The organism is Vibrio hippocampi, from assembly GCF_921292975.1.
In the GTDB taxonomy this organism is placed as follows: domain Bacteria; phylum Pseudomonadota; class Gammaproteobacteria; order Enterobacterales; family Vibrionaceae; genus Vibrio; species Vibrio hippocampi.
Genome location: NZ_CAKLCM010000002.1, coordinates 983,428 through 1,003,954, shown reverse-complemented (window position 1 = coordinate 1,003,954; position 20,527 = coordinate 983,428). Strand labels below are relative to the sequence as shown.

At 45.6% G+C, this 20,527-nt stretch carries 19 protein-coding genes; 14 read left to right on the top strand and 5 right to left on the bottom strand.

The window, feature by feature from the left end; all coding sequences use genetic code 11:
• Nucleotides 1-119: 119 nt before the first annotated feature.
• The 3 genes from L9Q39_RS06950 (at nucleotide 120) to L9Q39_RS06940 (ending at nucleotide 5,474) form a co-directional block, all read left to right on the top strand.
• Entirely contained in the window at nucleotides 120-752 is a 633-nt protein-coding gene (locus L9Q39_RS06950) for a DUF2760 domain-containing protein (RefSeq protein WP_237484370.1), read from the top strand.
• Nucleotides 752-2,590: an Hsp70 family protein gene (locus L9Q39_RS06945; protein ID WP_237484369.1), complete on the top strand. Its 1,839-nt coding sequence runs from the start codon at nucleotides 752-754 to the stop codon at nucleotides 2,588-2,590. Before L9Q39_RS06950 ends, L9Q39_RS06945 begins: the two co-directional genes overlap by 1 nt.
• An 85-nt stretch (nucleotides 2,591-2,675) precedes the next feature.
• A complete protein-coding gene (locus L9Q39_RS06940) occupies nucleotides 2,676-5,474 on the top strand; it encodes an Hsp70 family protein (protein ID WP_237484368.1) in 2,799 nt (932 codons plus the stop codon).
• A 103-nt stretch (nucleotides 5,475-5,577) separates the two neighbouring features.
• Here the strand turns inward: L9Q39_RS06940 and L9Q39_RS06935 are convergent, their stop codons facing one another.
• Nucleotides 5,578-6,516: a precorrin-2 dehydrogenase/sirohydrochlorin ferrochelatase family protein gene (locus L9Q39_RS06935; protein ID WP_237484367.1), complete on the bottom strand. Its 939-nt coding sequence runs from the start codon at nucleotides 6,514-6,516 to the stop codon at nucleotides 5,578-5,580.
• Between the two features lie 456 nt (nucleotides 6,517-6,972).
• Between L9Q39_RS06935 and L9Q39_RS06930 the strand changes: the two genes are divergently transcribed.
• From L9Q39_RS06930 to L9Q39_RS06905, 6 genes are all read left to right on the top strand, one after another.
• A complete protein-coding gene (locus L9Q39_RS06930; protein WP_237484366.1) occupies nucleotides 6,973-8,001 on the top strand; it encodes an amino acid ABC transporter substrate-binding protein in 1,029 nt (342 codons plus the stop codon).
• Between the two features lie 66 nt (nucleotides 8,002-8,067).
• The gene (locus L9Q39_RS06925; RefSeq protein WP_237484365.1) at nucleotides 8,068-9,270 is read left to right on the top strand and encodes an amino acid ABC transporter permease; all 1,203 of its coding nucleotides are present in this window, start codon (nucleotides 8,068-8,070) and stop codon (nucleotides 9,268-9,270) included.
• A gap of 1 nt (nucleotide 9,271) precedes the next feature.
• Nucleotides 9,272-10,369, top strand: coding sequence for an amino acid ABC transporter permease (locus tag L9Q39_RS06920; protein WP_237484364.1), 1,098 nt, complete (start codon nucleotides 9,272-9,274; stop codon nucleotides 10,367-10,369).
• A 22-nt stretch (nucleotides 10,370-10,391) separates the two neighbouring features.
• Nucleotides 10,392-11,141 carry an amino acid ABC transporter ATP-binding protein gene (locus tag L9Q39_RS06915; protein WP_237484363.1) on the top strand — a complete coding sequence of 250 codons (750 nt, stop codon included), beginning with the start codon at nucleotides 10,392-10,394 and terminating at the stop codon, nucleotides 11,139-11,141.
• 209 nt (nucleotides 11,142-11,350) lie between these two features.
• Nucleotides 11,351-12,013 carry a Bax inhibitor-1/YccA family protein gene (locus L9Q39_RS06910; protein WP_237484362.1) on the top strand — a complete coding sequence of 221 codons (663 nt, stop codon included), beginning with the start codon at nucleotides 11,351-11,353 and terminating at the stop codon, nucleotides 12,011-12,013.
• A 146-nt stretch (nucleotides 12,014-12,159) separates the two neighbouring features.
• Complete coding sequence (locus L9Q39_RS06905) at nucleotides 12,160-12,489, top strand: TusE/DsrC/DsvC family sulfur relay protein (RefSeq protein ID WP_237484361.1); 330 nt, start codon at nucleotides 12,160-12,162, stop codon at nucleotides 12,487-12,489.
• A 36-nt stretch (nucleotides 12,490-12,525) separates the two neighbouring features.
• Here the strand turns inward: L9Q39_RS06905 and yccX are convergent, their stop codons facing one another.
• A complete protein-coding gene (gene yccX, locus L9Q39_RS06900) occupies nucleotides 12,526-12,798 on the bottom strand; it encodes an acylphosphatase (RefSeq protein WP_237484360.1) in 273 nt (90 codons plus the stop codon).
• A 178-nt stretch (nucleotides 12,799-12,976) separates the two neighbouring features.
• Between yccX and L9Q39_RS06895 the strand changes: the two genes are divergently transcribed.
• The 4 genes from L9Q39_RS06895 to L9Q39_RS06880 all read left to right on the top strand — a co-directional run bounded on the left by L9Q39_RS06895 (nucleotide 12,977) and on the right by L9Q39_RS06880 (nucleotide 16,957).
• The gene (locus L9Q39_RS06895; protein ID WP_237484359.1) at nucleotides 12,977-14,170 is read left to right on the top strand and encodes a class I SAM-dependent methyltransferase; all 1,194 of its coding nucleotides are present in this window, start codon (nucleotides 12,977-12,979) and stop codon (nucleotides 14,168-14,170) included.
• Between the two features lie 379 nt (nucleotides 14,171-14,549).
• Nucleotides 14,550-15,854: a TolC family outer membrane protein gene (locus L9Q39_RS06890; RefSeq protein ID WP_237485524.1), complete on the top strand. Its 1,305-nt coding sequence runs from the start codon at nucleotides 14,550-14,552 to the stop codon at nucleotides 15,852-15,854.
• A gap of 3 nt (nucleotides 15,855-15,857) precedes the next feature.
• Nucleotides 15,858-16,481: an OmpA family protein gene (locus L9Q39_RS06885; protein ID WP_237485523.1), complete on the top strand. Its 624-nt coding sequence runs from the start codon at nucleotides 15,858-15,860 to the stop codon at nucleotides 16,479-16,481.
• A 119-nt stretch (nucleotides 16,482-16,600) separates the two neighbouring features.
• Complete coding sequence (locus tag L9Q39_RS06880; RefSeq protein WP_237484358.1) at nucleotides 16,601-16,957, top strand: DUF2750 domain-containing protein; 357 nt, start codon at nucleotides 16,601-16,603, stop codon at nucleotides 16,955-16,957.
• Between the two features lie 130 nt (nucleotides 16,958-17,087).
• On the opposite strand, the gene queC is transcribed toward L9Q39_RS06880, so the two are convergent.
• Both queC and queE read right to left on the bottom strand, forming a co-directional pair.
• Nucleotides 17,088-17,774 carry a 7-cyano-7-deazaguanine synthase QueC gene (queC, locus tag L9Q39_RS06875; protein WP_237484357.1) on the bottom strand — a complete coding sequence of 229 codons (687 nt, stop codon included), beginning with the start codon at nucleotides 17,772-17,774 and terminating at the stop codon, nucleotides 17,088-17,090.
• Between the two features lie 16 nt (nucleotides 17,775-17,790).
• Nucleotides 17,791-18,471, bottom strand: a complete 681-nt coding sequence (gene queE, locus L9Q39_RS06870; RefSeq protein ID WP_237484356.1) for a 7-carboxy-7-deazaguanine synthase QueE — start codon at nucleotides 18,469-18,471, stop codon at nucleotides 17,791-17,793.
• 201 nt (nucleotides 18,472-18,672) lie between these two features.
• On the opposite strand from queE, the gene L9Q39_RS06865 reads away from it, so the two are divergent.
• Nucleotides 18,673-19,503, top strand: a complete 831-nt coding sequence (locus tag L9Q39_RS06865; protein WP_237484355.1) for a Cof-type HAD-IIB family hydrolase — start codon at nucleotides 18,673-18,675, stop codon at nucleotides 19,501-19,503.
• 78 nt (nucleotides 19,504-19,581) lie between these two features.
• Here the strand turns inward: L9Q39_RS06865 and nagK are convergent, their stop codons facing one another.
• Nucleotides 19,582-20,496 carry an N-acetylglucosamine kinase gene (gene nagK / locus L9Q39_RS06860; RefSeq protein WP_237484354.1) on the bottom strand — a complete coding sequence of 305 codons (915 nt, stop codon included), beginning with the start codon at nucleotides 20,494-20,496 and terminating at the stop codon, nucleotides 19,582-19,584.
• Nucleotides 20,497-20,527: the final 31 nt, after the last annotated feature.

The following is a 20,527-nucleotide window of genomic DNA, read 5'->3' as shown; positions in this document are numbered from 1 at the left end:
TAAGCAAATACTCGCGGTTACTTGAGTGATTAAAGTGAAAGGTTCGCCTTGTAACTGTTGATTATGCTAAAATCCGCCGCAAAATTAGTTAATAATGATAATCATATAGAGACATTGCTATGAACTTCGATCTAAACGTCATTCCCACTACTTTCGATATGCTTCACGCTGGTTTAGCCGCATCAAGTGTCCTGCTACTTGCGGTTGCCGTTTCACGCAAAAGCAAAGTGATCGAGAAGGTGGTTGAAAAGCCGGTTGAAAAAATCGTCGAGGTAGAAAAGCCCGTTGAGAAGATTGTTGAAGTAGAAAAAGTCGTTGAAGTTGAGAAAGTGATCGAAAAGGTCGTTGAAGTCGAATCTAAACTTGCCACTGCGACCACAGACTCTGCGATGCAACTGCTTTCTCTGATGCAAAAAGAAGCGCGTATGATTGACTTCCTTCAAGAAGATCTTACCGCTTTTTCTGATGAAGAAGTTGGCGCGGCGGCGCGTGTGGTTCACACGGGTGGTAAGAAAGTGATCTCAGAATACTTCGAGCTTTCGCCAATTCGTAGCGAAGACGAAGAAACACGAATTCAAATTGCTGAAGGCTTCAACCCTCAGGCAGTACGCTTAATTGGAAATGTCACCGGCAGCGCGCCATTTACCGGCACATTGGTACATAAAGGCTGGAAAGCTGACAAGGTCACTCTGCCTAAGTTAGCTGAAAATTTCGATGCCTCTATCATTGCCCCTGCTGAGGTCGAGTTATAATGGAACATAGTGCTAAATTCAGTGTTGGTATCGATTTAGGGACGACTCACTGTGTGATGTCGTACGTCGATACTGAGGTGGAAAACCCACAAGTTTATGTGGTCGATATCCCTCAATTAACGGGAGCTGGAACCATCGAGTCATTCAAACAACTAGGCTCGTTTCTTTACCAACCGTACGAACATGAAATGGGCGCAGGCTCACGCACTCTGCCTTGGACCAATGAACCTAATGCACTGGTCGGTGCGATTGCGCGTAACTTCGGTGCAAAAACGCCTATTCGCCTTGTGGCTAGTGCAAAATCTTGGCTTTGTCACGGCGGCGTTAACCGCAGAGATAGCTTTTTGCCGCAAGGTAGCCCAGAAGAAGTGGCAAAAGTGTCACCGCTGCGCGCAACGGAACTCTATCTTGAGCACCTCAAACTGGCTTGGAATCACGCTCATCCCGAGCACAACCTCGAGTCGCAAGACGTCACTATTACGGTGCCTGCCTCCTTTGATCCTGCTGCGCGTGATTTGACCGCAGAAGCAGCACGAAACATTGGACTGCATCATTTAACCCTACTTGAAGAACCTCAAGCGGCGCTTTATAGCTGGATTGACAATAGCGATGACAAGTGGCGCGATGAAGTCAGCGTTGGCGATATTGTCCTTGTGATTGATGTCGGTGGTGGTACAACGGATTTATCCCTTGTTGCGGTCACCGAAAACGATGGCAACCTAAGCCTAGAGCGTGTCGCGGTCGGTGAACATATTCTGTTGGGCGGTGACAACATGGATCTCGCCCTCGCCTATCGCCTTAAAATGAAACTGGCATCAGAAGGCAAAGAGTTGCAACCGTGGCAAGTGCAAGCGATGACGCACGCCTGTCGCGATGCCAAAGAAGCCTTGCTGAACGATGCTGATCTGCAAGCGGTTCCGATTGTGGTGCCAAGTCGTGGCTCAAAACTGCTTGGTGCAACGCTCAAAACGGAATTGACCCAGCAAGAAGTACAGCAAACCTTGGTGGATGGTTTCTTCCCTCAGGTTGCGATTAATGAACATCCGGTGCAACGTGCTCGCGGTGCTCTAACCCAAATGGGCTTGCCCTACGCACAAGATGCGGCGATCACTCGTCATATCGCGGCGTTCTTAAGTCGTCAAAGTGATGCAGCGGATAACCTATTTGCCGGTATGCCGGGCATGAACAGTTCGCCAGAATTTATCAAACCCACTGCACTATTGTTTAACGGTGGAGTGCTAAAATCTAAGCTACTGTCGGAGCGTTTATTTACCACGATTAATCAATGGCTTGAGAAAGCGCAGTCGCCAACTGCCAAGAGGCTAGCAGGTCTTGATTTGGATCTCGCTGTCGCCAGTGGCGCAGCCTACTATGGCAGCGTGCGCCGTGGGCAAGGTGTCCGCATCCGTGGTGGTATCGCATCGAGTTATTACATTGGTATTGAAAGTGCGATGCCAGCGATTCCAGGAATGGCACCGCCAATGGAAGCGTTATGTGTTGCGCCATTTGGGATGGAAGAAGGCAGCAGCGTTGCAGTTCCAAGCCAAGAGTTTGGCTTGGTCATCGGTCAACCCGTGCACTTCCAATTCTTTGGCTCAACCACGCGACGTGACGATGATGCCGGCGTTCACTTAGATTTCTGGCAACCAGAAGAACTTGAAGAACTTCCAGAAATTCAGGTGACTTTACCATTATCAGAAGGTCGCAGTGTTGGAGAAGTGGTCCCCGTTACCCTTGCGTCACGAGTCACAGAACTTGGCACACTCTACTTAGAAGCCATTGCCTCCGACAATGGTCAAAAATGGCATGTCGAATTTGATGTGCGCGAAGAGAGTTAAGCAAAATTCTCACTATTTTAACGGCACTTTCGAGTGCCGTTTTCTCATCTCACGATCTGGCACTATTTAATCACGGAGCGAAATCATGGCAACGGCACAATATTTAGTTGGTATTGATTTAGGCACAACCAATACCGTCGTCGCGTATTGTGAAATTCAACACGACTTGTCGCAATCCCCTGTTTCACTGTTTGAAATCGATCAATTAGTCGGTCCCGGCGAGGTTGCACGTAAACCGCTGCTGCCTTCTTTTCGTTATCACCCAGCCACTGATCAAGTTGCTCAAGCAGACCTTGCGTTACCGTGGGAATCGACGCTCGTTCAAGGCGATATTGAGCAAGTTATTATTGGCGAGTGGGCACGTGAGTTGGGTGCGAAAGTTGAGGGACGCCAAGTCGCCAGTGCGAAAAGTTGGCTGTCGCATCAAGGCGTTGATCGCCAAGACGATATTCTTCCGTGGGCGGGCGCTAGCGATGTTGAAAAAGTGTCTCCGGTGGTCGCCAGCGCCAGCTATCTTAACCATATTCGTCAAGCGTGGAATCATCGACATCACTATAACAAACTGGAGCAGCAAGAGGTGGTGATTACTGTGCCTGCTTCGTTTGATGAAACAGCACGTAAACTGACGTTACAAGCCGCTAAACTCGCGGGACTCGATAAGGTTCACCTACTCGAAGAACCTCAGGCGGTTTGCTATGATTGGTACGCACGACATAAGGTGACAGCGTCACAAGAGCTTGATCAAGTTCCACTGATTTTAGTCTGTGATGTGGGCGGTGGTACTACTGACTTAAGCTTAATTGAAGCCAAGAATGAAGAGAATGAGTTGTCTCTTAACCGTATCGGCGTTGGCGAACACTTGATGCTTGGCGGGGATAACCTCGACCTTGCATTGGCGCATGTTTCAGAGCAGAGATTCAATCATTCAAGTAAGCTTAATGCTGCCAACTTAAGCAAACTGATTCAACAAACCCGCAGCGCTAAAGAAGCGCTACTCTCCTCGCAAGCGCCTGAAGAACTCAAGATCACCATGTTGGGCAGCGGCTCGAAACTGATCGGTGGCACTAAAAGCATCACGCTGAATAAACAGGAAGTCCATCAAATTGCACTGGAAGGTTTCTTTCCCAAAACCGCTTGTGATCAACTGCCGGATAAAAAGCGCTCAGCGGTGGTCGAGTTTGGTTTGCCCTACGTTGCCGACCCCGCAGTCAGCAAGCATATTGCTGAGTTTTTGTACTCCCATCAGCAAGTGTGTCAACAGGCATTAAATAGCGATCAATTACCAGCGATCCCTGTTGGATTGCTGCTTAATGGCGGAGTCTTCAATAGTGATTTGGTCGCTGGGCGTTTAACTGAGCTTATCTCTGAATGGAAAGGCTCTCCGGTTACTGTATTAGATAACCCGCATCCAGACTGGTCTGTAGCGCTGGGTGCCGTTGCTTTTGCTAAAGCCAGACGCGGAGCACAACTCAAAATCGGCGGCGGCAGTCCACGTTCCTACTTCTTGCACTTGCCAGATAAAAACAAATCGAGCCAATCCCTCTGTTTGCTCGCCAAAGGCACCGATGAAGGACAAGAGATCCGCTTAACGGGTCGTCGCTTCTCTCTTACATTAGGCGAACCGGTACGCTTTAACTTGTTAACGTCGACTCACGATTATTTTGCTGATAATCAAAAAGTCCAAAATGGTTTGATGGTTAAGGTTGATCCCGATAAGTTTTCACCACTTCCTCCCTATATCAGTACCCTCGCAGGTACAGAAGTAGAACTTGCTGCCAATCAAAAACAGCGAGTCGAAGTGGTGTTAGCGTGTCAATTAACCGAAGTCGGTACACTCAAATTGGAATGTGTTAGCGTTGCAGATGACGCTCAGCGTTGGCTGTTAGAGTTTGAAGTCCGTGGGGCGCAATCTCAGGAGTCTGAGATAAAAGTCCATCCCGGCTTGGAGTCATCACAAGCGTTAATCTCTCGTCTTTATAGCGGTAACAAGCAGAGCGCCGATAGCAAAGATATTAAACTGCTTAGCAAAAACTTAGAGAAGAACCTTGGTAAAAAGGAAGATTGGGATTCCTATACGATTCGCTCTCTGGTGGACAGTTTTAATCTTGGCCGCAAACGTCGCCGACGCTCTGAGCAACACGAGAAAAACTGGCTAAGATTGACGGGGTTTTGTATGCGTCCCGGCTTCGGTGACGCTACCGACTCATGGCGAATGGAGCAAATCTGGGCATTGTACAACCAAGGGATCCAGTTCCAAAACCCCCAAGGTTGGAGTGATTGGTGGGTATTCTGGCGTCGTGTTTCTGGAGGATTAAACCAAGAACAGCAAGAGACTATTCTAGCGGACATCGCTAAATACCTTCACCCCGGCGCAATAAAAAACGCCAAGACCTTTCAAGGTGCAAAAGATAAAGGCTATGAAGCGATGGTGCGCTTGTCAGCCAGTTTAGAGAATCTCTACGTTGACGACAAAGTGTTACTCGCCACTTGGTTCTTGAACAAAGCGATTAACTCGCCATTATTTGTTCAAGCGCATTGGTGGGCTTTAGGTCGTTTAGCCGGAAGAACCCCGCTTTATGGCAGCCAACATAACGTGGTGCCAAGAGAGCAAATCGAGCAGTGGCTAGAGCGTATCTTAACGTTGGATTGGAACAAGGAAAGTATGATTGGTTTTGCTTGTATGTTGATGTGTCGAAAAACCGGGGATAGAACGATCGACATCCAAGAGAGTTATCGTCAGCAAGTGATTGATAAACTAAAAGCGAGCAAAGCGCCGCAAACTTGGTTGGATTTAGTGTCTGAGGTACAGACTCTCGATACTCAAGATACAAAACGGCTGTTTGGGGATGCTCTGCCCACTGGTTTACAGCTTATTTCCCAATAACTAAACTCACGATAGCTGAACTCACAAGCAATCGATATATTGAAACGGCGAACATCATCTTGTTCGCCGTTTTGTCTGTTGCGGATAACAATAGCATATAGCGCTATTTGATCTTGGCTAACTCAATCACTTGATCACCCTCTTTGATAAGCAGGTAAGCACTAGAGTTGGGTGAAATAAATACCACGACTCTTTGTTGCTGAGATTTACTCGCACTTATCTCGCCAGCCACATTCGTCAGTTGATCGTAGGCAATCCGCTCTGCATCTCGGCGCACCAAATCAATAAAGCTAAACGGACAATTTTTGTCGTGGTAAACGATTTCTGCCTCTTGCATTAGACGCAACGCTTTAATCGGCAATAGTTCAGGGTCTTCACCATATTCAATCCAAGTACAAGAATCGACAAAAGGCACATTTTGTTGAATAAGCCCTTGGTATAACTGTTGCAGTTGTTGGTTATTGCTGCTGCTTAGCACAGCAGGCGTCTGAAAGAAACGCTCCCAAAACTTGCGTCTTTCATCAACGGTCGCGTAATGAGATTTAATGTCTTCCCTTTTGCTCGCTGCAAAATCCGCCAATTGTGCGGTATTCATTGGCAATACGGACTCGATTTTTTCGCGAATACCACGGATTAGTACCGGAGACGCCCCACCGCTGGATATCGCTAATTGAATACGTCCGCGGTTAATAATAGAGGGTGTAATAAAATCGCAGTAAGGGGTGTCATCGACCACGTTGACCAAAACCCCCACTTCTTTTGCATTTTTATGCACTTTATGATTGAGCGCTGGATTGTCAGTGGTCGCCCAAACTTGCAAATAATCTCGGGTTAACATGCTCGGCTCATAGAATCTCTGTATCCAGTGGCATTTGCCTGATTCTATCTGTGTCTGCAAATAAGATTCTACCTTTGGCGACACAATAGTCACTTTAGCGCCGGCTCGAAGTAAGCTATCCACTTTGCGACAAGCGACCTCACCGCCACCAACGACAAGCACAGGCTTATTTTGAAGATCCATAAAAAGTGGAAAGTAACGCATATTCTTCCTTCACTACCTAATAATAGTTATTCATTCAATTTCACCAAAACGGTGCATTATTAAGCCGATCCATGATTGCATAATGTAATTTTGTCCTGAATTTACACTACAGATCGACAATTAATATCGGATATTACCCATACCGCAACACCTTACGTTGCTGCAACTAAAATTTAACAAAATTATCGCTATCTCACTAACTTGGTGCTCGCTTGCACTATTTACAAATTAGTTACAGTTCGTCATTCTAACAATTGTTTAAGTGTGTGTGACACTCAAAACATCATTTAAATTAATAATTTGAGAAATCGCAAATCATTATCTACGCTTTAGACGATTGTTACAAATGCACCATTTCGGTTCGTTTTTAACACAACACGATGCAACACAACAACAATTAGCACATTGTATTCAGGCTGGACCTGATTTACACGGAACTAACAGGAAGGATACACAATGGCAAAGAAACTTACTCTAATCGCCACATTGGTAGCAGCTTCTGCTGCTATGATGAGTACGTCAGCTTCTGCAGCGGACAGCACTCTAGATAAAGTCACTAAAGCTGGCACACTAACGTGCGGCGTAAGTACCGGTCTACCAGGTTTCTCAAACCCTAACTCTAAAGGTGAATGGGAAGGTATTGACGTTGAGTATTGTCAGGCGCTTGCTGCTGCAGTACTTGGTGACAAAACTAAAGTGAAATATGTACCGTTAACTGCAAAAGAACGTTTCACTGCACTTCAGTCTGGTGAAATTGATGTTCTTTCACGTAATACTACATGGACTCTACACCGTGATACAGCGTTAGGTCTAAATTTTGTTGGTGTTAACTATTACGATGGTCAAGGCTTCATGGTTAAGAAAGACCTTGGCATTTCAAGCGCAATGGAACTGGATGGTGCATCGGTTTGTATTCAATCAGGGACAACAACCGAGCTTAACTTAGCGGATTACTTCCGCAACAAAGGCATGTCATACAAGCCAGTGGTATTTGATACTTCGGCACAAACGGCAAAAGGTTTCGACTCTGGTCGTTGTGATGTGTTGACGAGTGACCAATCTCAGCTTTATGCATTGCGTATCAACCTGTCTGATCCAACGTCTGCAGTGGTTCTTCCTGACATCATATCTAAAGAGCCTCTAGGTCCTGTTGTTCGTCAAGGTGATGACCAATGGTTTAACATTGCTAAGTGGACACTGGCTGCAATGGTGAACGCTGAAGAGTATGGCGTAACCTCTAAGAATGCTGAAGAAATGCTTAAATCAACCGATCCAAACATCAAGCGTATCCTTGGTGTTGATGGTCCTAAAGGTAAAGGTCTAGGCATCAGCGATGATTGGAGCTACCAAATCATCAAGCAAGTGGGTAACTACGGCGAAAGTTTTGAGCGTTCAGTTGGTACAGGTTCACCTCTACAAATTTCACGTGGCGTTAACGCGCTGTGGAATGAAGGTGGCTTCATGTACGCTCCACCACTACGTTAATACGATTTAACGTTATCAAGGGCGGAATAATCCGCCCTTTTTCTCAAAGGATTTGAGGTTAGTTGTATGAAACCTACTACTCAACAAGTCGCCTCGCAGGATAAACCCGCGAAAAGCGCAAATCTACTATACAATCCCACATTCCGCTCTGTCGTATTTCAAGTGTTAGCTGTCGTTGCGTTGGGTCTGTTTTTTTACACCATCGTTAATAACGCACTCACCAACTTGTCATCACGCGGTATCGCAACGGGCTTTGACTTTCTAAGTCAAGAAGCGGGGTTTGGTATTGGTCTCACCTTGATCGAATATGATGAGACTTTTTCTTATGGTCGCACTTTTTATGTTGGATTGCTCAACACCGCGCTAGTGTCCGTACTGGGTATTTTACTTGCTACGGTACTTGGCTTTGTTATGGGTATTGCACGCTTGTCATCTAACTGGTTGGTAAGTCGTTTTGCTGCTGTTTATATAGAAATCTTTCGTAACATCCCCCTTTTATTACAAATATTTTTCTGGTACTTCGCTGTACTCCAAGCACTCCCTTCACCAAGACAGAGTATGAGCTTAGGTGAAGCGATTTTTCTAAACGTACGTGGTCTTTACTTCCCTGCTCCGGTATTCGAACAAGGCAGTGGTGTGGTGATTGCTGTCTTTGTTATTGGTGTTATCGCGACGGCATGTATCGCTTACTGGGCCAAAAACAAGCAAAAACTGACGGGGCAACAAACACCAGTGGGTCGCATTGGTGCCGCGCTTATTATTGGTTTACCTTTAGTGGCGTATTTTATCACTGGAATGCCGATCAGTGCCGAGTATCCGGTGCTTAAAGGATTTAACTTCCGCGGTGGTATTAGCATTATTCCAGAACTGGCTGCGTTGACGTTAGCGCTAAGTATCTATACCGCGTCGTTTATTGCTGAAATCGTACGTTCTGGTATCAACGCAGTGAGCCATGGGCAAACTGAAGCGGCGATGTCATTAGGACTGCCACGAAACCGCACCTTAAAGCTGGTGGTGATTCCGCAAGCGATGCGCATCATTATCCCACCATTGACAAGCCAATATCTTAACCTCACCAAAAACTCATCGTTAGCGATGGCGATTGGTTATCCAGATCTGGTTTCGGTGTTCGCGGGTACGACACTAAACCAAGTCGGTCAGGCGATTGAGATCATTGCAATGACCATGGGTGTTTATCTCGCACTGAGTTTGATCACGTCAGCCTTGATGAATTTGTACAACAAGAAAGTCGCTTTGGTGGAGAGATAATATGGCACAACATCAATTTCAACCGGATCTGCCACCACCTTCTAACACCGTCGGTGTGATTGGCTGGCTTCGTAAAAATTTATTCAACAGTCCCGTTAACTCGGTGGTGACAATCGTCTTAGCCTATTTTTCCTTGTCATTGATTTGGTACCTGTTTGACTGGGCTGTCCTCAATGCAGATTGGATCGGCAGCACTCGTGATGCCTGTACAAGCGAAGGCGCATGCTGGGTATTTATCAGTGTTCGCTGGCAGCAATTTATGTATGGCTTCTACCCGACTGAAGAGCTTTGGCGTCCACAGTTGTTTTACGCCACACTGGCTATTTTTGTCGCGTTACTCGCCTATGAGCGCACACCCAAGCGTGTTTGGCTTTGGCTGTTCTTTGTCAACGTGTACCCATTTATCATAGCGGCGTTGCTGTATGGTGGCGTGTTCGGTCTTGAGGTGGTGGAAACACACAAATGGGGCGGTCTGTTGGTCACCTTGATTATCGCCCTTGTGGGTATTATTGCATCATTACCGATTGGTATTGCTTTAGCCTTGGGTCGCCGCTCAGATATGCCGATTATTCGTAGTATCTGTACGGTTTACATCGAAGTCTGGCGTGGTGTACCACTGATTACCGTACTATTTATGGCGTCGGTCATGCTACCGCTGTTCCTTTCAGAAGGCACTGAAACCGATAAACTGATTCGCGCTCTCATCGGTGTCATCATGTTTAGTTCTGCTTATATGGCGGAAGTGGTGCGCGGTGGCTTGCAAGCAATACCAAAAGGTCAATATGAGGCAGCCGATGCCCTTGGTTTAAGCTACTGGAAAAAAACTGGCTTAATCATTTTGCCGCAAGCTCTAAAAATCACCATCCCATCAATTGTAAACACCTTTATTGGTCTGTTTAAAGATACCAGTCTGGTACTGATTATCGGTATGTTCGACGTACTCGGTATTGGACAAGCAGCGAATACCGATCCTGAATGGTTAGGTTTCGCTACGGAAAGCTATGTATTTGTCGCGTTAGTGTTCTGGGTGTTCTGTTTTGGCATGTCGAGATATTCGATATGGCTAGAGAACAAACTGCATACTGGTCACAAACGATAACACTGGAATTCAAGGACGTATTATGACGCAACAACAAGATTATATGATCCAATTAAAGGACATGAACAAATGGTACGGAGAATTTCACGTACTAAAAAACATCAACCTAGACGTTAAGAAAGGCGAAAAGATCGTAATTTGTGGCCCGTCAGGCTCAGGTAAATCGACCATGATTCGCTGCATTAACCGCTTAGAAGAGCACCAAGCCGGTCATATCTTCGTCTCTGGTAACGAGTTGACAGAAGACTTGAAGAATATCGAAGCGGTGCGACGCGAAGTGGGTATGTGTTTTCAGCACTTTAACCTCTTCCCTCACCTAACGGTCTTGGAAAACTGTACACTAGCGCCTATCTGGGTCAAAAAGATGCCGAAAGAGGAAGCAGAAGCTCTGGCAATGAAGTATCTTGAACGCGTTAAGATCCCAGACCAAGCCGACAAGTTCCCGGGACAGCTTTCCGGTGGTCAGCAGCAACGTGTGGCAATCGCCCGCTCTCTGTGCATGAACCCACAGGTCATGCTGTTTGATGAACCGACATCGGCGCTTGACCCAGAAATGGTACGTGAAGTACTTGATGTTATGGTCGAGTTGGCCGACGAAGGGATGACGATGCTTTGTGTGACTCACGAGATGGGTTTTGCTAAAGAAGTGGCAGACCGAGTCATCTTTATGGATGCGGGTGAAATCATTGAAGAGAACAATCCGGTTGATTTCTTCGAAAATCCGCAGTCAGATCGTACTCAGAACTTCTTGAGTCAAATTTTACATCACTGATGAATCTCATCTAATTGATAAACGTATAAAAAGGTGGCAAGTCCGCCTTTTTTGCTATTATTGAAATATCAGGTTACAAAGTGAGTGATACTTAAGCGCTTATTTTTATTATGATTCTGCTCAGGATGTTTGCTTGTAGCACTTGATTTTTTACTGAAACACCCCCATAAATAGACCCATAACACAATGAATCACCTGTGAGGAAGATTATGAACGACCGTATTGTATCGCGTGGCGGCATTGATACCAGTGCGCTGCAAACTAACAAGGTATTAAGAAATACCTATGCCCTACTCTCAATGACCCTACTTTGGTCTGCGCTAGTTGCGGCATTTTCTATGGCAATGAACCTGCCTCGTCCCGGTTTAATCATCATGCTGGTTGGCTTTTATGGTCTACTATTCTTGACTGAGAAGAACCGCAACAACAGCATGGGTCTGGTGTTTACTTTCCTATTCACTGGATTCCTAGGCTACACCACTGGACCGATTTTAAACATGTACGTCGGTGCAGGTATGGGTGACGTGATTGTCACGGCACTGGGTGGCACAGCGCTCGCGTTCTTGGGCGCATCGGCTTATGCATTGACAACCAAGCGTGACCTTTCTTTCCTAGGTGGCGTGTTAATGGCTGGCTTCGTTGTTCTGCTGATTGGTATGGTGGCTAACATCTTCCTACAGATGCCAATGATTCACCTAGCAATGAGCGGCATGTTTGTACTGTTTTCTACTGGTGTGATTTTGCTAACAACACAGCAAATCGTTCGTGGCGGTGAAACCAACTACATCTCTGCGACAATCAGCTTGTACGTGTCAATCTACAACCTATTCATCAGCCTACTTTCAATCTTAGGCATTATGAACAACGACTAATTAACCGTTAGCTCGTCAATAAAATGTAAGCCCAAAACTCCGGTTTTGGGCTTTTTGCTATTTGCAGTTTTGTTTGTGAGGTAACTTGAAAATGTCATGGTAACTAAGCTAATCTTGCCCACATTGAATTTAGCGGATCATATGCAATGTTTACATACAACGGAATCCACATAGAGACTGACGCCGAAGGTTATCTATTAGATCATAAACAGTGGCAACCTGAAATGGTGCCAACGCTGGCTCAAGAGGAAGGCATTGAGTTAACCGACGCACACCTCGAAGTTATCATGTTTGTTCGTGAGTTCTATATTGAGTTCAACACCTCTCCTGCCGTGAGAATGCTGGTTAAGGCGATGGAAAAAGCGCACGGTCCTGAAAAAGGCAATAGCAAATACCTGTTTAAGCTATTTAAAAAAGGCCCGGCGAAGCAAGCAACAAAACTAGCGGGTCTACCTAAACCTGCCAAATGCTTGTAGTTAGCCAATGACAACTAGTTAGACAATTCTATATAGTTAGCCAATGACAAATCCTTTGTAATGTTTGTATTCACAAGGCTCAACGTTCAACCCTGTTACATGGGCGGTTCGTGGGTCTTGTTTTAACCACTCAAACATTTGCTCTACTTGTTGCGGCGCACCGCATGCCATCACCTCGACCGAACCATCATTTAAATTTTTCGCATAACCACTTAATCCCAATTTCAAACCTTGATGACAAGTGTGATAACGAAACCCCACGCCTTGTACATGCCCTTGCACTATCGCTTTTGCGCATATCTGTTCCATTGCTCGTCCTTTTGACATCAGTTGTCTGCTAAGCTGATTTTAGTTGAGTTCACTATTATTGGCTAAATTTAAGGGTAGTGGCTAAGTTTAGTGGCGAATGGTGGCTAGTTGATTTGCATTTGTTTGAAACTTCACACAAAATACTCGCCCTTTACCCCTATTGACCATAAGGCACATCATGAGTTTAGAAATTCATCTCGTTAAAGGACGTGACAAATCTGTCCGTCGCAAACACCCTTGGATCTTTTCAAGAGGTATCGCTCGCGTTGTTGGCGAACCTGCACTTGGTGAAACGGTTGATGTGTTCGCTCATAATGGCGAATGGCTAGGTAAAGCAGCCTATTCACCTCATTCACAAATTCGTGCCCGTATGTGGAGTTTTGGCGATAAGAAGCAAAACATTGATGTCGACTTCTTTATCCAACGTGTTCAACAGGCACAATTACTTCGTGACGATATTATCGAGCGCGACGGTCTGACTGGTTATCGCTTAATTGCCGCTGAATCTGATGGTTTACCGGGCATTACTATCGATAAATACGACAATTTTTTGGTGTGCCAACTTCTAAGTGCCGGTGCCGAGTTTCAGAAACAAGCACTGGTTGACGCGTTAGTCCACTGTTACCCAGATTGCTCTATCTACGAGCGTTCAGATGTCGCGATTCGCAAAAAAGAGGGGCTAACAGAGCGCACCGGCGTACTGCATGGCGATGCGCCGCAACAACCTGTCATCATTGAAGAGAACGGCATTAAGATCAGTGTCGATATTATTAACGGTCACAAAACGGGCTTCTATCTTGATCAACGTGATAGCCGCAACCAAGCGCAAAAGTATGTCAAAGATAAAGAAGTACTTAACTGCTTTAGTTATACCGGTGGTTTTGGTCTGTATGCGTTAAAAGGCGGCGCAAGTCGCGTAATCAATGCTGACGTCTCTCAGCCAGCACTTGATACCGCACGCAGCAATGCGGAAATGAACGGCTTTAAAGGTAAACAAGCCGTATTCCTTAACGCTGACGTGTTCAAGCTATTGCGTGAATATCGCGATCAAGGCACTAAGTTTGATGTGGTCATTATGGATCCACCCAAGTTTGCCGACTCTAAAGCACAACTAAACGGCGCATGTCGTGGCTACAAAGACATCAACATGTTGGCGATGCAAATCCTCAAACCTGGTGGCACTTTGCTGACTTATTCATGTTCAGGACTGATGGATCAAAACTTGTTCCAAAAAATCATTGCTGATGCGGCAATCGACGCGAACAGAAGCGTCAAGTTTGTCGAACGCTTTGAACAGGCCGCCGATCATCCCACCGATACCGCATATCCAGAAGGTTTCTACTTAAAAGGCTTTGCTTGTCGAGTTATGTAGTTCTCTAGTACTGCAATATATGACTAATAGGGTCCACTGGACCCTATTAGTTTATTGACGGCAGCCTTATTGTATTATTTAACCATACCCTCTATTGCTCTCCTTTGGCTTTTATGCTCATTTTAAGCCTTGAATCCTTTCAAATTTCTCCTTGTCTTATTCTCGACACACTCACTCTTCAAAATTTATTTGAAAACAGATATTTGCTCACTATAGTTTATTTAGATGCAGCGCCGTTTGTTATTTCATCTCTCACAACCAATATCATAAACGGTTAATTACGCATCGATTACCAAAAATTACAGGCACTATATTTAACGATCTTAACTTATGGACCATGTCGTAAGGCGGGTTAAGGAGTATCATTTTGAGCAAGTTCATGATGACGGTAGGCGCATTTTTTATTGCGCACAGCCTGCCAGCAAGTAGCCAAACTCTTGAACAAGCAGTTGCAAGAACCTTGGCCACCAATCCAGACATCAAAGCGAGTTATAACGAGTATGTCAGTAAACGCTATGAAGCCGACGCATCTGGAGGAGCATACTTACCCAAGCTCGATCTTGATGGTGGCATAGGTTATGAGCGAACCGATTATGATCGAGATGATGGGGACAACACCAACGAAGATCTCACTCGAAAGGAGCTCGGTATTACCCTCACCCAATTAATCTGGGACGGTAATGAAACACTCAATGATATGGATAGAACCGCCGCCGAAGCGGAATCCGTACGCTATCAACTCTTGGCTGATGCGTCCGATATTGCTCTCGAAGTGACTCAGATTTATCTTGAATCAACGCAAGCTTATGAGGTGCTTAGGCTCTCGGAAGCCAATCTTGCAGTCCATAAGGAAATCTATAGCGACATCAAAAAACGCGTTGATTCTGGTATCGGTTCAACCGCCGATCTATCACAGGTAGAAGCTCGTATCGCTAAAGCACACGGTAATTTACTTGCGGCGCAAAACAACTTGGTTGATACGCATACACAATTCACTGCCCTTGTGGGTCAAACACCTCAGGGGCTCAACTTCCCTCGTGCTGATGTCACTGCGATAGCCTACACCGTTGATCAAGCCGTCGATATTGCCTTTGAGGCTCATCCTGTAATCAAAATCTCCCAAGTGGATGTCGATGCGGCACGATTCCAATACGACCAGTCTAAAGGGGTCAATTACCCAACCTTTTACATTGATGCGGGTCACAACTGGCGCGATGATGCCAATGGCAATCGCGGCACCGATAACGAAACCCGAGCCATGTTGCGCATGAACTACAATTTATTTAACGGTGGTTCAGACGCAGACCGCACTCAATCTTTTGCCCATCAACTTAACAAAGCCAAAGACTTCCGTGACCGTTCTTTTCGTCAAGTTGAGGAAGGATTGCGCCTTGCTTGGACTGCCCTAGATTTAACGACCCAGCAGAAGGCATTTTTAGCCGACAATGTAGACTCGACCTCCGAGACGCTTATTGCTTACCAAAAGCAGTATAAAATCGGTAAGCGTACCCTACTGGATGTACTCAATACGGAAAACGAGTTGTTTGAAGCGCGTAAGGGCTATCTTGATGCCAAGTATGCAGAGCAACTGGCTCGATATCGAGTGATGAATGCAACAGGAAACCTGTTGCAAGCACTGAGAGTCGATACGCCAAAAGAGTGGCATGAAAAAGTGGAGTACTAAATGATGACAAAACCCATGGTATTAGTTAGCAGCCTAGTTTTGCTCTTTAGCCAAGCTACTTTCGCTGCTTATGACGAAAATGATGAATATGATTACATCCCTGTCCCGCTGGCAGACCAGAGCTTTGATCTGCTTGATGATGATGTCGATGGCGTGATTAACGCGCGTGATCTTTGTGCCGCAACGCCAAGAGGCTCCGAGTTAGACAACGATGGCTGTGAAGCGTATATCGATACATCTCAATCAATGGCTCTTCGTATCTTGTTTGATAATAACTCCACCGTGATAAAACCGGTTTTCCAAAACCAAATCGCCGAAATGGCGCGATTTTTACAGGAATACCCAAGCACTTCGATAGAGATTGAAGGTTATGCAAGTGCGTTAGGTGATCAGGAATCGAACCTAGTGCTGTCGGAAAATCGAGCCAAAGCAGTGCGCCAAGCGCTGATTAATTACGGTATTTCTGCCGATAGGTTGGCTATCATCGGTTTTGGTGAAACCAAACCGGAAGTTCAAGGCGATAGTCCGTTTGCGTATGCGGTCAATAGAAAGGTGGTAGCATCGGTTATCGGCTTTCGTGGTGAAGTGGGTAAAGAGTGGACAATTTTCGACGTTATCCCAGATTAACCTTTAGACGCAAACACTTAATACACAGACACTTGGGTAGGCATTGCCTGCCCTTTTTATTGGTTGAAAATGACAACTCGTGCTAATCTTGTCGCAATAATCACTAAGAGTACAAATCAATGAGCAAATTAACTGCTGATATCGAACAAAATCTTGCACTATTTATCCAAGAAACTAAACAGTCTGAGCTTGTTTGGGGTCTGAAAAATGAAGATGGTTGGCTAGCGGTCGATTCTACTGAGTTTGAAAACAGTGAAGTGATGCCTTTTTGGTCTACTGAGGCGGATGCTAAACTGCATAACGTCGAAGAGTGGGCGGATTTTGAAGTGTTACAGATCCCACTTGATATCTTTGTTGAAGATTGGCTTCTGACCTTAGATGAAGATGGCGTACTGATTGGCACTAACTGGAACAGCCAACTAGAAGGTAAAGAGATGGAGCCTTCTGAAATCGCTAAACTGTACATTGCTGAATAACACCCACGTTTGAGCAATTGCCGTTCAGTAATAACCATTCAGTAATAGCACTTCAGCAACAACGGTTCAAAGCAAAAAGCGAGCAGTCAGCTCGCTTTTTTATTGGTACTTTGTGTTTAGTGTAGGGAGACTACTTCGCTTTAGCGTTTAATCTTGTCATCACCTGCTGTTGATTGTCCAAGTACTCATTTAAGCCATTAGCACGCAACTCACAAGAAGGACATTCTCCACAACCGTCACCAATCACGCCGTTATAACAGGTTAACGTTTCATTGCGCACCAACTGCAATGCTCCAACAGAGTCCGCTAGTGCCCACGTTTCTGCCTTATCTAGCCACATTAACGGGGTGACAATATCAAGTTGGCGATCCATGCCTTGCACCAACGCGCTATTCATCGCTTTAATGAATGAGTCGCGGCAATCGGGATAACCCGAAAAGTCCGTTTCGCAGACGCCAGTAATCACCGCTTGCGCCCCAATCTGGTACGCATAAATGCCCGCCAATGTTAGGAACAGAATATTTCGCCCCGGTACAAAAGAGTTAGGTAAGCCATTTTCCTGTAGTTCATGGGACACAGGAATATCATCACGGGTCAGTGAGCTAATCGCCAGTTCATTAAGCAAACCAACATCCATTACCTTGTGCGCTTTGACACCAAGTTTTTGTGCTAATTTTTGCGCCACTTCGATCTCTAATTTATGACGCTGTCCATAATCAAAGGTAATAGCATGGACTTCGTCATACTGCTGCATCGCTTGCATCAGACAGGTTGTGGAATCTTGACCGCCGCTAAATACAACAACTGCTTTTCTCATTTTGTGACTTCCTTTGTTAAGCAATGCTCAGATATTTGTGGGTTTGCACTGATAAGCGCCAATTACGTTCGATACAAGTATCAATACATAACTGAGTCGCGCGCGGTTTTTGGCTGATCGGTTGCAGTGCCATGACGACATCAGGTTTAAGAACAATGTCGCTGATTAATTGGTCTAGTTGATCAATATGGTGTTGAGTCGCGACCGGATGCTTGATTTCGTCCGCGCGTTGTAACGCACTGACAAGTACTTGTTTCTTGCCTTTCATGGCAATTTTCGGTGACAGTGTCACCCAGGTTGCATCAGAAACGCGGACTTCAGAGGTGCCGCTGGTTTCAATTTGGCAAACACAACCCATCGCTTCAAAGGCATGACACAAGTCGGAGAGATCATATTCACATGGCTCACCACCGGTAATGACGATATGTCTCGCGCTGTAGCCCTGTTGTTGATACATAGCCACAATCTCTTGGGCACTCGCTTGCGTCCATGTCGGGCTATCGCCTTGTTTGACGATAATTTCACCGAAACTACGTTGATCGGTGGCTTCCGCTTGCCAGGTTTGTTTGGTATCACACCAAGAGCAACCGACTTGGCAGATCTGAAGTCGAATAAATACAGCGGGAACACCAGTGAAGTGCCCTTCTCCTTGGATGGTTTCAAACATCTCGTTGACTTTGTAACCTGTCGACTGCATCGAAAACGGTACCTTTTATAAACCCAAATTTAAGATGTGCAGACCTTAAAGTAAGCGGTCATCAATTTCAACACAAACTGTCATGCAAATTCGCTAGTTTCACACCCAGAGTTTGTTTATGCTCACTCTATTATTACAATGATACTCAACTGCGCCAACTCTAAAGCCAAATTACCTCTGTTAGCGCCAAAAGGAACCAAGATGTACAAGCTTATTGCAATCGACTTAGACGGCACCCTACTCACTTCAGACAAACAGATTTCTCCACGTACCCAAGAAGCGCTGCTAAGTGCCAAACAGCAAGGCGTGCAGGTACTTCTCGCCTCTGGACGTCCACTCAAGGGGATGTTGCCTTATTTACAACAGCTCGGCTTAATCACTGATCAAGATTACGTTGTGCATTCTAATGGCTGTTTTGTCGCTAATGTCGGCAGTGGTGAAGTGATTCATCAGCAACTTATTTCCGGTGCCGATGCGAAGAAAGTGGCAGTGCTCGCCAAACAACTCGGTCTTGACTGTCACGCATTTAGTACCGAATTGGGTTTAATCACCCCTAAAACTAATCCTTATACCCAATTGGAAGCCAAGATCAATAATCTAGAGATCAACGAGTATGATTTTGCCCAACTTGAAGATGACCACCGCATCATCAAAGCGATGATCGTCGCGGCACCGGAAGATCTCGCGAAAGCCGCACCTCTCGTTCCACAGAGCTTTAAAGATGACTATACTGTGGTCCAGAGTTCGCCTTATTTCCTTGAGTTTATTAACCCGGCGACCAACAAAGGTCAAGGCGTTCAAGTGGTCGCTGACAGGCTTAATGTTGCGCAGAGTGAAGTTATCTGTTTTGGTGACGCTGAAAATGATCACCATATGATTGAATGGGCAGGATTAGGCATTGCTATGGATAATGCGATGCCACAAACCAAAGCCCTTGCTGATGAATTAACCGATAACAACAACGCTGACGGTGTAGCAAAAGGGGTTGAAAGACACGTTTTAAATGTGATTGAAAAACAAAATTTCGCTTAACTAGATTCAATGAGTTCACAATAAAAAAGGAGCGACCTCCGTCACGAGGTCGCTCCTTTTTTTAATTTCTCTGTGCCGTTAGGCTTGAGTGATATTCAAGAATGCTGCACCACGCACACCACCTGAGTCGCCGTGTTTAGCCTTGAGGATCTTAGGGCATTGAGCGACAGACAGCAGGTATTTTGGAATACGCTTTGGTAATTCTTCATACAGCAGCGCAAAATTTGAAAGCCCGCCGCCTAAAGTCACCACATGAGGATCATGGGCAGTGAACAGATTCGCCAAACACATTGAGAGCATTTCGATAAACTTGTCGACAAACTCTAGTGCAAACTGGTTGCCTTGCTCGTAGTCAGCAATGATATCGATCGCTTTACGTTGAGTTCCTGAAAAATGGTGGTAAAGAAGTTCAAAACCACGTCCCGACAAATAGCTATCTAGGCAACCCTTTTTGCCACAACCACAACCGAGTAAAGGCGCGTTATCCCCCAAAGACAACCACGCATCAACCGGTAATCGCGTATGACCTAACTCACCCGCAACATGGTTAAAGCCCGAAAAGACTTTACCGTCAAAAACTAAGCCTCCGCCAAAACCAGTACCAAGAATTAAACCCATCACTGAGGGCATATCTTTTAACTCTTCATCCCACGCTTCCGATAGCGCAAAACAGTTGGCATCATTTTCTATCGAAACCTGACGACCAATTTTTGCTTCGAGATCTTGTCTTAGCGGTTTATGGTTGGCACAAGGTACGTTAACGGTTAACACAGCTTGAGTCGTTGCGTCTTCCATACCTGGAATACCTAAGCCGACCTTGCCCTCTACACCAAACTGTTGGTCATACTTCTTCACTAACTGCGCTAGCGTGTCGATCAACAAGTCATAATCATGACCCGGTGTAGCAACCCGTTCCGTTGCCACGCGATTTAACGATTGGTCAAACGCACCAAATTCAATTTTGGTACCTCCAACATCAAAACCGTAATACATTATTTTCTCCTTTGTCATACAACCTTGATCT

Coding starts and splice junctions, on each gene's coding strand:
- L9Q39_RS06950 (WP_237484370.1), top strand. CDS start 120: ATGAACTTCGATCTAAACGTCATTCCCACTACTTTCGATATGCTTCAC.
- L9Q39_RS06945 (WP_237484369.1), top strand. CDS start 752: ATGGAACATAGTGCTAAATTCAGTGTTGGTATCGATTTAGGGACGACT.
- L9Q39_RS06940 (WP_237484368.1), top strand. CDS start 2,676: ATGGCAACGGCACAATATTTAGTTGGTATTGATTTAGGCACAACCAAT.
- L9Q39_RS06935 (WP_237484367.1), bottom strand. CDS start 6,516: ATGCGTTACTTTCCACTTTTTATGGATCTTCAAAATAAGCCTGTGCTT.
- L9Q39_RS06930 (WP_237484366.1), top strand. CDS start 6,973: ATGGCAAAGAAACTTACTCTAATCGCCACATTGGTAGCAGCTTCTGCT.
- L9Q39_RS06925 (WP_237484365.1), top strand. CDS start 8,068: ATGAAACCTACTACTCAACAAGTCGCCTCGCAGGATAAACCCGCGAAA.
- L9Q39_RS06920 (WP_237484364.1), top strand. CDS start 9,272: ATGGCACAACATCAATTTCAACCGGATCTGCCACCACCTTCTAACACC.
- L9Q39_RS06915 (WP_237484363.1), top strand. CDS start 10,392: ATGACGCAACAACAAGATTATATGATCCAATTAAAGGACATGAACAAA.
- L9Q39_RS06910 (WP_237484362.1), top strand. CDS start 11,351: ATGAACGACCGTATTGTATCGCGTGGCGGCATTGATACCAGTGCGCTG.
- L9Q39_RS06905 (WP_237484361.1), top strand. CDS start 12,160: ATGTTTACATACAACGGAATCCACATAGAGACTGACGCCGAAGGTTAT.
- yccX (WP_237484360.1), bottom strand. CDS start 12,798: ATGGAACAGATATGCGCAAAAGCGATAGTGCAAGGGCATGTACAAGGC.
- L9Q39_RS06895 (WP_237484359.1), top strand. CDS start 12,977: ATGAGTTTAGAAATTCATCTCGTTAAAGGACGTGACAAATCTGTCCGT.
- L9Q39_RS06890 (WP_237485524.1), top strand. CDS start 14,550: ATGATGACGGTAGGCGCATTTTTTATTGCGCACAGCCTGCCAGCAAGT.
- L9Q39_RS06885 (WP_237485523.1), top strand. CDS start 15,858: ATGACAAAACCCATGGTATTAGTTAGCAGCCTAGTTTTGCTCTTTAGC.
- L9Q39_RS06880 (WP_237484358.1), top strand. CDS start 16,601: ATGAGCAAATTAACTGCTGATATCGAACAAAATCTTGCACTATTTATC.
- queC (WP_237484357.1), bottom strand. CDS start 17,774: ATGAGAAAAGCAGTTGTTGTATTTAGCGGCGGTCAAGATTCCACAACC.
- queE (WP_237484356.1), bottom strand. CDS start 18,471: ATGCAGTCGACAGGTTACAAAGTCAACGAGATGTTTGAAACCATCCAA.
- L9Q39_RS06865 (WP_237484355.1), top strand. CDS start 18,673: ATGTACAAGCTTATTGCAATCGACTTAGACGGCACCCTACTCACTTCA.
- nagK (WP_237484354.1), bottom strand. CDS start 20,496: ATGTATTACGGTTTTGATGTTGGAGGTACCAAAATTGAATTTGGTGCG.